General features: G+C 42.1%; 13 protein-coding genes, 1 other RNA gene and 1 riboswitch. Of the genes, 1 reads left to right on the forward strand and 13 read right to left on the reverse strand.

The genetic code is table 11. The features are described from left to right. Positions 1-280: 280 nt before the first annotated feature. Together ACXAD1_RS21210 and ACXAD1_RS21215 are read right to left on the reverse strand one after the other, a co-directional pair. On the reverse strand, positions 281-916 hold the full coding sequence (locus tag ACXAD1_RS21210) for a DUF4352 domain-containing protein (protein ID WP_474910902.1): 636 nt from the start codon (positions 914-916) through the stop codon (positions 281-283). A gap of 65 nt (positions 917-981) precedes the next feature. Then, positions 982-2,358 carry an alkaline phosphatase gene (locus ACXAD1_RS21215; protein WP_474910903.1) on the reverse strand — a complete coding sequence of 459 codons (1,377 nt, stop codon included), beginning with the start codon at positions 2,356-2,358 and terminating at the stop codon, positions 982-984. Between the two features lie 174 nt (positions 2,359-2,532). Between ACXAD1_RS21215 and ACXAD1_RS21220 the strand changes: the two genes are divergently transcribed. Further along, positions 2,533-3,072, forward strand: coding sequence for a flavodoxin family protein (locus ACXAD1_RS21220; protein ID WP_206840212.1), 540 nt, complete (start codon positions 2,533-2,535; stop codon positions 3,070-3,072). Between the two features lie 34 nt (positions 3,073-3,106). Here the strand turns inward: ACXAD1_RS21220 and ACXAD1_RS21225 are convergent, their stop codons facing one another. From ACXAD1_RS21225 to secG, 11 genes are all read right to left on the reverse strand, one after another. Beyond that, positions 3,107-4,207, reverse strand: a complete 1,101-nt coding sequence (locus ACXAD1_RS21225; protein ID WP_474910904.1) for a mechanosensitive ion channel family protein — start codon at positions 4,205-4,207, stop codon at positions 3,107-3,109. Between the two features lie 100 nt (positions 4,208-4,307). Beyond that, on the reverse strand, positions 4,308-4,676 hold the full coding sequence (gene crcB / locus ACXAD1_RS21230) for a fluoride efflux transporter CrcB (RefSeq protein WP_206840207.1): 369 nt from the start codon (positions 4,674-4,676) through the stop codon (positions 4,308-4,310). Then, on the reverse strand, positions 4,673-5,083 hold the full coding sequence (locus ACXAD1_RS21235; protein WP_474910905.1) for a fluoride efflux transporter FluC: 411 nt from the start codon (positions 5,081-5,083) through the stop codon (positions 4,673-4,675). The genes crcB and ACXAD1_RS21235 overlap by 4 nt, the downstream gene beginning before the upstream one ends. Before the next feature lie 23 nt (positions 5,084-5,106). Next, positions 5,107-5,167, reverse strand: a riboswitch (Fluoride riboswitch). Positions 5,168-5,218: 51 nt separating this feature from the next. Beyond that, positions 5,219-5,662 carry a hypothetical protein gene (locus tag ACXAD1_RS21240; protein WP_370224835.1) on the reverse strand — a complete coding sequence of 148 codons (444 nt, stop codon included), beginning with the start codon at positions 5,660-5,662 and terminating at the stop codon, positions 5,219-5,221. Between the two features lie 50 nt (positions 5,663-5,712). Then, positions 5,713-5,865 (reverse strand): DNA-binding anti-repressor SinI, encoded by a 153-nt coding sequence (gene sinI, locus ACXAD1_RS21245; protein ID WP_474910906.1) that lies wholly within the window; start codon positions 5,863-5,865, stop codon positions 5,713-5,715. A gap of 44 nt (positions 5,866-5,909) precedes the next feature. Beyond that, positions 5,910-6,548: a TetR/AcrR family transcriptional regulator gene (locus tag ACXAD1_RS21250; protein ID WP_474910907.1), complete on the reverse strand. Its 639-nt coding sequence runs from the start codon at positions 6,546-6,548 to the stop codon at positions 5,910-5,912. A gap of 208 nt (positions 6,549-6,756) precedes the next feature. Then, positions 6,757-7,116: a transfer-messenger RNA gene (ssrA, locus tag ACXAD1_RS21255) on the reverse strand. A gap of 144 nt (positions 7,117-7,260) precedes the next feature. Next, positions 7,261-7,728: an SsrA-binding protein SmpB gene (gene smpB / locus ACXAD1_RS21260; RefSeq protein ID WP_009331807.1), complete on the reverse strand. Its 468-nt coding sequence runs from the start codon at positions 7,726-7,728 to the stop codon at positions 7,261-7,263. Positions 7,729-7,880: 152 nt separating this feature from the next. Next, positions 7,881-10,205 (reverse strand): ribonuclease R, encoded by a 2,325-nt coding sequence (rnr, locus tag ACXAD1_RS21265; protein WP_474910908.1) that lies wholly within the window; start codon positions 10,203-10,205, stop codon positions 7,881-7,883. A gap of 37 nt (positions 10,206-10,242) precedes the next feature. Then, positions 10,243-10,989: an alpha/beta hydrolase gene (locus ACXAD1_RS21270; RefSeq protein WP_206840198.1), complete on the reverse strand. Its 747-nt coding sequence runs from the start codon at positions 10,987-10,989 to the stop codon at positions 10,243-10,245. Between the two features lie 208 nt (positions 10,990-11,197). After that, on the reverse strand, positions 11,198-11,431 hold the full coding sequence (secG, locus tag ACXAD1_RS21275; RefSeq protein ID WP_009331810.1) for a preprotein translocase subunit SecG: 234 nt from the start codon (positions 11,429-11,431) through the stop codon (positions 11,198-11,200). Between the last annotated feature and the right edge of the window lie 7 nt (positions 11,432-11,438).

The following is an 11,438-nucleotide window of genomic DNA, read 5'->3' on the forward strand; positions in this document are numbered from 1 at the left end:
GAAATCTGAGATATATCAGCTAAACCTGACATTTTATCAGCTAAACCAAAAACAGTCCCCCCATTCGGAGGACTGCTGCATTTCAGGAAAAAATTCTTCCAGTTCTTCCTAAGCAAGAACCTTTGAAGCTGGATCTACTGCTTGCTCACCCATTAAGTCTGGCTTTGGGACTACTGTTGCTGCCATTTTTCCGTCTTGCCAAAGACTGCACTGCAACAATGGCAATCATCGATAATTTTAATTTCCATCAAAAAAGACCCCATCTTTGGAGCCTTGTCGGTTAAAATTCGATTTGAATCTTTTCTGCATCTTCAATCTTGTTCCCATCAGCACTAAACACATCGCTAGTGGTGATATCGAAATGTGTCAGATCCGATTTTTCTATAATAAAGCCAACATTGCCATCTTTGGTTTCGCTTGGCCCGATTTCTTCGGTTAGCCCATCAAGGTAAATATCCTTTTCCCAGGTAACTTGCTCACCTTTACTTGTTTCAAGGATGGCTGCCGGGGCAAAGTTCACTTTTTGATCAGAAGTGTTCTTTATTTCAACAAAGACTTTAACAAAGTCGAATTCCTCGTCATGAGTCAGGGTGTGAAAATAATCCACTAAGCTGTAGTCTGGCTTCAAATGCATTACTTTTGCGTCTGTCACTTTCATTTCAATGGGGCCGACGCTGTAAGTTCCATTAACGTTTTTTACTTTTTTCAAAGTAAGTTCACCTTTTTCGTCCAGGTGAGTCTGCCCTGCTTTTTTCAACTGCCGATCATCCGGAACCTGAGGGTTTGGTGCATAATTTTTCACAGCTTCACTTTCTTCCGGAGCTTCAGCACTTACATCAGAAGGCTGTTCCGGCGCGCCCGAGCAGCCAAATAAAACAAACGATAAGAGAGCAAGCATTGTGATCAGTTTTTTCATGATGATCCCCCTTCTATAGTGTAAAAAGTTCCCGCTGCTCCTTGAAAGCAGCGGGAGATTATACATTATTTATCTTCAACCTTTACATTGGACTTCAATATTTCAAAAATCAATTTAGCATGGTCTGTATTTTCGATTTGTCCTGCAAAGCGGTCACTTGAAGGGCCAAATGCATATACCGGCACGTCTTCACCAGTATGGCCGCCAGTTGTCCAGCCAGTATGGGAGCGCTCGTTGAAGATTTCCTCAATCGCGTTATCAATCTCTGTTACATTCTTCGTTTCAGCAGCATCTTTAACAGATTGGATCTCTTCACCAGTTAAATCGAGGTCGATATACTGGTTCAACGTTTTTTCTGCATCCGCACCTTTTGCAATTTCCGCTGCCATAAAGTCAGGTGTACGCTTTGCTGCTTTAATTGGCTCGCTGAACCAATTGTAGATGTCATCAGAACCGATGGAATAGCCGCCAGTTGAGTGGTCAGCCGTTGCAACAACAAGGGTATGCTTGTCCTTTTTCGCAAAATCAATGGCTGCTTTGAATCCCTTTTCGAAGTCTTCCATTTCGCTCATTGCCCCAACAATATCATTATCATGGCCAGCCCAGTCTACCTGACTGCCTTCTACCATCAGGAAGAAGCCGTCTTTATCCTTGTTCAGACGGTGGATTGCAGAAGTAGTCATTTCTTCCAATGAAGGAGTGTCTTCTGTGCGGTCAATCATTTTTGGCAGGCCACGCTCTGCAAATAAACCAAGAACCTGCTCATTGTCATCCGCTAATAACTGCTCGCGGTCTGTTACATAGCTAAATCCATCCTTCTTAAACTCTTCTGTAAGATTTCTGTCATTACGGACAAATAAATCTGTGCCTCCGCCAAGAAGAACATCTACCTTATGGTCGCCATTGATAAGCTCATCATAGTAATCATCCGCAATGGCATTCATATTCTTGCGGCTTTCGTCATGGGAGCCGAATGATGCAGGAGTCGCATGCGTAATTTCAGACGTTGCAACAAGTCCTGTTGCTTTTCCTTTCTCTTTTGCTGCTTCCAAAACGGTTTTCACTTCTGAGCCATCGTTATCTATGGCAATCGCATTGTTATAAGTTTTAATGCCTGCAGACATTGCTGTTGCTGCAGATGCGGAATCTGTTACATTTTGTTCCGGATCTTCCGGGTAAGTCATTTGCTGACCGACCAAATATTTATCCAGCTCGGAACGCTCAACAAATTTTGTGCTTGGGTCGTCTTTTAAATAACGGTATGCAGACGTATAAGATACGCCCATTCCATCACCGATAAGGAAAATAACATTTTTGATCTCTCTTTTATCTGATTGTCCTTTAGCTTCTGTTTGCTGAACTGTACCCATTAGTCCTCCAAACGCAACTGCAGAAGCGGCAAGAACCGGAATTGCTTTTTTTGTAAATTTCTTTAATGTCATTGTATGAACCTCCTTGTTGTTAACTTACATGTAAAAGTATAGAGACATAGTGTAAATAAAGAATTAATAGAGTGTAAAAATGATATAAACATATGTAAAGATACTATCTTTGCTTTCCAAAATCTTTTTATGTAAAATTCATAAAAAGACGATAGGAACGAAGGGGAGATTTTGATGAAGGTTTTGGCCCTGCTGGGAAGCACAAGAGAAAATGGCAACTCCGAATTCTTGGCGAAAAAAATAGTAGAAGGTACTGATCACACCCTGGTAAAATTATCAGATCTGCATATCGAACCGATTGTGGATAAGAGGCATGCGGATGGGGGCTTTACACCGGTTGATGACGACTATGAACAATTAGTGCAGCATATGCTGTCACATGATGTATTTGTATTCGCCACCCCTTTATACTGGTATGGCATGAGTGGTCCGATGAAGGATTTCTTTGATCGCTGGTCACAGTATCTAAGGGATGAACGCTTTAACCTGAAAGAAGAGCTGGCAAAGAAGAAAGCTTACGTTGTAATTACAGGCGGCAGCAGTGCTAAAGTAAAGGGACTTCCCCTTGTTCAGCAATTTCAATATATCTGTGAGTTTGTAGGCATGGAGCTTGAAGACTATATCATTGGAAGTGGAGTAAAGCCGGGAGAAGTTAAAGAGGACACTCTTGCTTTAACGAAGGCCGAACAGTGGAATACATTCTTTTCAAAATAAAAAGGCGGACTCATGGTTCCGCCTTTTTTACCTATCATGATTCCTGCCTTACCCTGGAATCTTTTTTCAGCTGGTTTTCCCCATCAGGGTCTAAATATAATTTCCTGCTTGGCATAGCGACATAAACACGCTCATTTTCAAGAATGTCCATGATCTCAAAATTAATTTCTTCCTTAATTTTCAGGAATTCGCCCCAATTTGTCGTTTTGGTAAAGAAATAAAGGAAGATATCGAGCCCATTTTCTTTGTAGTCGTCAAAGGTCACAAGAATGGTTTCCGGATGAATATCCGGATGATTTTTTAAAAGATACTCGATCTGCCCTACCACATTCGCCATTTGATCTTTAGTCGTATCATGAGTAACGCGCAATCTGAAGCTGATTTGCCTTTTCCCCATCTTGCTCCAGTTTGTAATCGATTCATTTGCTAAAGTAGCATTAGGAACTGTGACCAGCGCCTGTGCAAATGTCCTTACCCTGGTGCTTCGAAAAGAAATATCTTCAACCGTTCCCTCGACACTTGGAGTCATAATCCAATCGCCAATCGTGAACGGCTTTTCCGTAATAATGACAAATCCGCCAAACAAATTGCCCAGTACATCCTTGGCAGCAAAAGCAATGGCGACTCCGCCTAATCCAAGCCCCGCTACAAAGCCATTCACATCATAATCAAACTCCTGGGCAACCACGCTAATACTGATTGCCACAATAACAACTCTCAAGGCCTTTGAAATGAAAGGAATGAGAATATCATCAATTTCCAGATCGTACTTAACCTTAAGACTGGTAAAAAGGGCAGATGATGCAGCTGCCATATTGTACAAACCCCAGGTAATCATGATGATAACTGAAGCCCTAATAATATCTAAAAATAAAGAATTATGCTGGTTTAAGTAAGGAAAATAACCGACAGAAACATAGATTCCTATAATGATAAATAACCACTGAATCGGCTTTTGAAATGAAACAAAAATATGGGAGAAAAAGTCATTTGGCGCTTTTCTGCTGAGCCTTAATAATAGTGTAAATACATATTTGGTGAAAAGCTTCCTGAAAATGAGAAACAGCAGGAAAATCCCAATTGATATTCCCAGGTCCACCAATATATCTTCTTTCATGTAAGTTTCCCAGAACATATGAATAACCTCCTTGATGCTATTTGTTATCATAACATAATTCTATAAGACAGGTTATCATACGATATTCCCTAAAAAACAGATTGGAAAAACCTTCTCTTCATCCGAGGAGCATTCCCAGTTCAATCCCCAGAAGAGCCAGAAGGATTCCTCCGCCATAGCTCAATACATTATAAAGAATGAGCTCTTTTTTCCTTTTATCTATGTGGAGCTGTATAGCTTCCAGCTTGAATGTTGAAAAAGTGGTGAATGCCCCCATGAATCCTGTGCCAAGCAGCAGAAAAAGACTGCCTTCTATTCCTGAGCCCACCAGGATTCCAAGAAGAAGGGAACCAATTAAGTTAATAACAAGCGTGGCTGCAGGGAACCTCGAAACAATCCTTGTATTTATAACCTGACTGACCCACAGTCTAGATATTGCTCCAAAGAAACCGCCTATCCCCACCAGAAGAACATGAAACGTACTCATCCAGTTTCTTCTCCTTTCCTGACCTGGAATCCCAATCGGCTCATCCATAATCCGCCAAATATGCTGGCTGCAATATACAAAACTGCCAGAGCTGTCTTTCCATCGAGAAAGAGTGTTACCGTTTCAACGCTTAATGTAGAAAAAGTGGTAAAGGAGCCAACAAAACCTGTTCCCAGAGCTGTTTTTAAATAGGCTGGCAAGGAAAAACGCACAAGCATCCCCGTCATCAGCCAAGCGAGAAGAAAACTTCCCAGCAGATTAACCGTCAAAGTAGCAAATGGAAAAACGGCATTTTCATGAAAGAGAAAAACACCTGTGCTGTACCTTAAAGAGGCACCCAAAAATCCTGCAGCCCCAACCCATAAGTAAACCATCTCCATCCCCTCCATTTCTCTTAGTTTGTCCAAAATAAAAAGACTCCTGTCAGTTACTACTGACAGGAGTCATTAGCCATAAGGCGGTTAAAGATGAACTCCATCACCTAAAAAGACGTATCTTTACTAACACTATAAAACATTTGAACAAGGATTAAAAGCCTTTATTCATGGATCAATATGTATTCCCTTTTTTATAAAAAACACTGAAAGAAGCAGCCCATATAACAGATGGCCAAAAAGCCAAAAAACTATGGCAGAAATAGATGTAAGTTCAGGGGTTCGATCAGATAATGCAGTCGTTGGATAAAGCAGAACTCCTATGAAAAAGGTTATTAATAAAGTGCGGACGATGATCTGGAACCTGTTCCAGCGGTATTTTCTTATTAATAATAATAAGCTGACTGCTAAAACGGCAGAAATGATCAGATGAAATACAAATTCGATTAATTCGGGTAAATGATAGTTTTTCAAAATAGGGAAGTAATCCACATTTAAAAGCAATGTATACACTTTTACTCCAGAGGTTATCTCAATCATTTTCAGGAATAGCCCCAGGAATGTTCCAGATAGCAGTCCCGTAAATGCACCCTTTGCCCAAAGTCTCCGCATATTTATATTCTATCCTTCCCATTTAATGCAGGCATACGAAAAGAATATTACTATTTATGATTTTCCGTGAACTGGCCTATCTTAAGTCCAGCTTTGGACTGTCTGATAAAGTCCTGGATTTCCTCAATTGTTAACCCCAGCTGTTTTGCTGTCATTAATAGCTCTACCCATTCTTTATCCATTTTCCCCTCACAGTTTTCCATTCCCTTTCCACTCTCCCGTAAAGATTCTGTTCCCTCAGAAGTCTTCATTGAGTGCTGCTTTTATAAATCATTCCATATAGGAATAATTGGACAATTTCTTTTGCTAAACCTTCTGGAGTTTTTAACCCATTGAATAATTTTGTCAATGTCACGCGTTCAATAATTCCCGTCAGACATTCAGCGACAGTTCCCATATCAATATCTTCCCTGAAGTATCCTGCTTGCTGTTCTGATAAGAGGTTGGCTTCAATTTGACCAGCTAGTATCTCTTTAAATTCCTCGGCATCCGGGGCCATGAAAAAACCGATGCGGGTCAAATTTTGATTGTCCATAAGAAATTTAAAAATAGCAGAGAGGCCTGAGGTTATTCGTTCTGGCAATGCAGGTAAATCAATGCCAGATTCAACACGGCTATTGGACGTAAGTTCGGAAAGCCTTTCACGAAACAGATCGACAAGTTCTTGAAATATAGCGTCTTTGCTTTCAAAGTACAGGTAAAAAGAAGGCTGTGTCAGACCTGCCCTTTTCACAATCTCGCTTATTTTTGTATGAAAATATCCCTTTTGCGCAAATTCCTCCGCGGCAATTTCAAGAAGCAATGCGCGGCTCTGCTCCCCGCAGGCCCCTTTTTTCCGTCCTCTTTGTCCCATAAATAACAGCTCCGTCTGCATTATATTACTCATAAGTATTATCCACTATCATCTTTGGGAAAGTCAATCAATTATCTGAATTTTTAATAATATATGGAAAATTCATATTATTAAAAGGGAACATATATTCTTATTTTACACTGAGGGATGTGAAATGGAAAGTTACCGGAAGTATATTTAGAAAACTTTTTTGAGGAAGAAGCTTTAAAAAAAGACAATAAAAAACCACCAAATATGTATTTGGTGGAGACGGAGGGAGTCGAACCCTCGTCCAGAAATATCGGCACTTAAGCTTCTACGAGTGTAGTCGATATATTCGCGATTCGCTGATCCTTATGCCTATCGACGGGCGTCCGGCCAGCTAGCCTGGTTGTTCTCTTCCTTCATCCTCAGGCGGTGGAATCCGGCGTAGCCCACTAAGAGTGAGTCCGCTACCCTACCACATGGGCGATGGAGGGGCGAACCGCTAAAGGCCTATTAGGCAGCTAAAGCGAAGTTGTTTTGAGTTTTGCCAGTTATTGGCTTTGACGTTTTAACGAGGCCGATCCCCTCGACTCGCAACCTAAGCTCGAACTATCCCTGTCGAATCCGTAGCGTCCCCAATATAATAGGTCTGCGTCGAATCTTATTCAGCACGCTGACGTTCGGATCAGCTCGAAATAGATGAGCTAAAGATTGTGTCACTCGCTGTGACAATTACTATTATAGCACACTGAGCTAATTTTTCAATTGTAAGGTTCTGGATTTACATTTTCTGCCTTTCGCGGAAAGCACGCTCTACTTCACGCTTGGCTTCTTTCTTCTTCAGATCTTCACGCTTGTCATATTTCTTTTTACCACGTGCCAGTCCAATTAAAACTTTTGCATAGCCATTCTTAAGGTACATTTTTAATGGAACAATCGAGTAGCCGACTTCCTTTGATTCACCAATCAGCTTGCTGATTTCTTTTCTATGCAATAGAAGCTTTCTAGTCCTTAGCGGGTCGTGATTGTATCGGTTTCCCTGCTCATAAGGACTGACATGCATGCCGAAAAGATAGATTTCATTGTTTTGAATTCTGGCATATGAGTCCTTCAGATTTACCTTGCCCGCACGGATCGATTTAATTTCCGTCCCCTGCAGAACAATGCCCGCTTCGTATGTTTCTTCTATAGCATAGTCATGATATGCCTTTTTATTTTGCGCAACCATTTTGCCAGTTCCTTTTGGCATGTTAAATCCCCCTTTGCTCCTCTTTCCTGAAATCAGGAAATGCAGCATCCGTTCTATAGCGGTCCCTCTATTATAGCAAAATTGCGTGCCCCTCTCAACGAGGAGCCCTGCTGTGAAGGGAAAGAGAGAGCCTTTTGGCCCTCCCAGTTTTATTACCGCTTCTTTTTCTTCCGCTTTGCTTTTGGCGCATTTTCGTAATGTTTTTTCTCTTTTTTCTTTCTCGGGCCGCCTGAACTGTTTCCTTTTCCCTGATCGGCCTTGCCTCTGCGCGGCTTTTTCTCGGTGCTGCCTGTCTTGAACACCTTTGGCGCTTCACGAGTCTCCCGTCTGCGGGTTCCCTTCATGCCAACGATTTCAAAATCAATCGAGCGTTCGTCTTTGTTTACGTTAACGACACGGACTGTAATCTCGTCGCCAATTCGGAAGACATTACCCGTACGCTCCCCGATCATCGCCATCTGGCGCTCGTCATAGCGGTAATAATCGTCTGTCATATAGCTGACGTGGATAAGACCTTCAATCGTGTTTGGAAGCTCTACAAACATGCCAAAGTTCGTAACAGAACTGATGATGCCATCATATTCCTCGCCAATTTTATCAGCCATATATTCCGCTTTCTTCAGCTCATCTGTTTCGCGTTCCGCTTCAACTGCACGGCGTTCCATATTGGAAGAGTGCTCTGCAATATCCGAGAGCTGAGCATTCCATTTTTCTCTTGTCGCCTGATCCAGCTTGCCTTCAATTAAATAGGTGCGGATAAGTCTGTGGACAATTAAATCCGGGTAACGGCGAATCGGTGATGTGAAGTGTGTGTAAAACTCTGTTGATAACCCGAAGTGACCCAGGCTCTCTTCAAAGTACTTCGCCTGCTGCATAGAGCGGAGCATCACTGTGGATACAACCATTTCTTCCGGCTTTCCCTGAACCTCTTCAATGATTTCCTGAAGGGCACGCGGGTGAACGGCATTAGCTGTTCCTTTTACGATATAACCGAAGTTTGTAATAAACTCGAAAAATCTTCTCAGCTTATCTTCTTTCGGATCTTCATGGATACGGTAAATGAAAGGGACATCCATCCAATGGAAGTGCTCAGCAACGGTTTCATTGGCTGCGAGCATGAACTCTTCAATCAGGCGCTCGGCAATCGAGCGTTCACGCAATGCCACTTCTGTCGGATTGCCCTCTTCATCCACAATGACTTTTGCTTCTTTAAAATCAAAGTCGATGGCTCCGCGATGCATTCTCTTCTTGCGCAAGATCAGAGAAAGCTCCTTCATCAGCTCGAACATCGGAACAAGCGATTGGTACCTGTTGATAAGTTCTTCATCCTGCTCTTCTAAAATCTTATTCACATCTGAATAAGTCATCCGTTCCGTTGTTTTAATCACACTCTGGAATATCTCGTGATTCACCACTTCCCCATCCGATGTGATTTCCATCTCACAAGAAAGGGTAAGCCGGTCCACTTTCGGATTTAATGAGCAAATGCCGTTTGATAAGCGATGCGGTATCATCGGGATTACCCGGTCCACTAAATACACGGAGGTTGCCCGTTCTTCCGCTTCCCTGTCAATCGGGGAATCCTCACGGACATAGTATGTGACATCGGCAATATGAACGCCCAGCTTGTAATTGCCGTTATCCAGTTTTTTAACCATTACTGCATCATCAAGATCCTTTGCATCTGCACCGTCTATTGTGACAATAACTTCGTTTCTCAAGTCACGGCGGTTTTCAAGCTCACTTGGATCAATCGTATCCGGCGTTTCCTCGGCCTGCTTAAGCACCTCATCCGGAAATTCAAGCGGAAGGCCATGCTTGTGAATAACAGATAGAATATCCACACCAGGGTCATTTTTATGCCCGAGAATGTCGATAACTTCTCCTTCTGCACTCTTTCTCCCCTCAGGATAAGTGGTCAGTTTTACAACGACCTTGTGCCCTTCAACAGCACCTTTTGATGCTGACTTGGGGATAAAAATATCACTGGCAAACTTTTTATCATCCGGGATAACAAATCCAAAATGCTTGCTTTCCGTATAGGTTCCGACAATTTGTGTTACACCGCGTTCTAAAATGCGGACAATCGTACCTTCCCGCCTCTGTCCCGAACTCTCTGTCGTCACACGCGCAAGCACGATATCGCCATTTAAGGCATTATTTGTTTCATTGGGCGGGATAAAAATATCATCCATTCCCTGCTCTTCCGGAATGACAAAGGCAAATCCCTTTGCGTGTCCGGAAAGCTTGCCGCGGATCAAATTCATTTTTTCCGGCAAGCCGTAGCGATTACTTCTCGTTCTGACGACAAGCCCTTTTTCCTCCATGACAACAAGTGCCTTGACGAAATCTTTGAAGCCAGTGGAATCCTCTATTCCAAACGCGGCTTCAAGCTCCTGAACTGTCAATGGCTTGTACGCTTCATCCTTCATATAATGAAGCAGCTTGTCAATCAGCTGTTGTATATTATTTTCCATATCTTCATCCCTCCTTGGGGAGATTTTTATTCTATTTTTATTCTTCCCAATCAAGCTTTTCTAAAAACGCATACACATCTTCATGAAGCTGGTCACGCTCTTTATCGAGAGTAATCACGTGCCCGGATTCTTCGTACCACTTCAGCTGCTTTAAGTCATTCTCCACTTCATTAAAAATGATATTAGCACTGTCCGTGTTGATCATATGGTCATGTCGTGCCTGTACAACAAATGTTGGGGAGTAAATCATATCCACATGATTGCGTACATCCGCGATTAGCTCCTGAAGTGCCTTTAATGTATTCATCGGTGTTTTTTGGAACTCTTCCATTTCCTGTTCAATCTGTTCTTCCGGCTTTCCTTCAAGTCTCTTATATTCTCTAGCATAACTCAGAATTCCTTCATACATGACTTCTTCGCTTTTTATGTACATAGGTGCGCACATCGGAACAATACCCTTTACAGGTACAGTGTAACCCAATTTAAGGGAAAATACGCCGCCAAGGGAAAGTCCGGCCACTGCAATTTCTTTATGTCCCTTGTTTTTCAGAAATTCGTACCCTTCCATCACATCTTTCCACCAGTCTTCCGGACCTGTATGAACAAGTTCCTCGGGCGGAACACCATGTCCCTTATACTGCGGGGCATGGCAGGTGTAGCCCTTTGTTTCAAGAAACCTCGCCATCATTCTTACATCTGCTGTATTTCCGGTGAAACCATGCAGCAGCAGAACTGCTCTTTTTCCATTTCCAAATGTAAATGGTTTTGGTGCAACAACTCTCATTGATAAAACTCCTTTTACCTTTATAATTCCTATAATTTTATTAATCAAACGTTTGATTGAATCTGCATTCCTTATTTTTAGCAAACAGCGGGGCAACATGCCAATAAAAAGCTTTCTTATGTAAAAAATGTGGACGTTGGAAAACATATGCAAATGTACAGAGCAAAAATAAAAGCCTGACCTTCTGAAGGCCAGGCGCTGCATTCATTTATATCGCGAAATAAGAAACTAAAACAGTAAGGATAAAGAATAAAACAGAAAGAACGATCGTAATGCGGTGAAGAATCAGATCAATTCCGCGTGCTTTTTGCTTTCCAAAAAGCTGCTCAGCTCCCCCTGAAATGGCACCGGAAAGACCTGCGCTTTTACCAGACTGAAGGAGTACAACTACAATTAGGCCAATCGAAACAATGACTAATAGGGTAATCAATAATGTATGCATGAAGCCA

Source organism: Cytobacillus sp. ABV4_503 (assembly GCF_056158445.1).

Coding starts and splice junctions, on each gene's coding strand:
- ACXAD1_RS21210 (WP_474910902.1), bottom strand. CDS start 916: ATGAAAAAACTGATCACAATGCTTGCTCTCTTATCGTTTGTTTTATTT.
- ACXAD1_RS21215 (WP_474910903.1), bottom strand. CDS start 2,358: ATGACATTAAAGAAATTTACAAAAAAAGCAATTCCGGTTCTTGCCGCT.
- ACXAD1_RS21220 (WP_206840212.1), top strand. CDS start 2,533: ATGAAGGTTTTGGCCCTGCTGGGAAGCACAAGAGAAAATGGCAACTCC.
- ACXAD1_RS21225 (WP_474910904.1), bottom strand. CDS start 4,207: ATGTTCTGGGAAACTTACATGAAAGAAGATATATTGGTGGACCTGGGA.
- crcB (WP_206840207.1), bottom strand. CDS start 4,676: ATGAGTACGTTTCATGTTCTTCTGGTGGGGATAGGCGGTTTCTTTGGA.
- ACXAD1_RS21240 (WP_370224835.1), bottom strand. CDS start 5,662: ATGCGGAGACTTTGGGCAAAGGGTGCATTTACGGGACTGCTATCTGGA.
- sinI (WP_474910906.1), bottom strand. CDS start 5,865: ATGGAAAACTGTGAGGGGAAAATGGATAAAGAATGGGTAGAGCTATTA.
- ACXAD1_RS21250 (WP_474910907.1), bottom strand. CDS start 6,548: ATGAGTAATATAATGCAGACGGAGCTGTTATTTATGGGACAAAGAGGA.
- smpB (WP_009331807.1), bottom strand. CDS start 7,728: ATGCCAAAAGGAACTGGCAAAATGGTTGCGCAAAATAAAAAGGCATAT.
- rnr (WP_474910908.1), bottom strand. CDS start 10,205: ATGGAAAATAATATACAACAGCTGATTGACAAGCTGCTTCATTATATG.
- ACXAD1_RS21270 (WP_206840198.1), bottom strand. CDS start 10,989: ATGAGAGTTGTTGCACCAAAACCATTTACATTTGGAAATGGAAAAAGA.
- secG (WP_009331810.1), bottom strand. CDS start 11,431: ATGCATACATTATTGATTACCCTATTAGTCATTGTTTCGATTGGCCTA.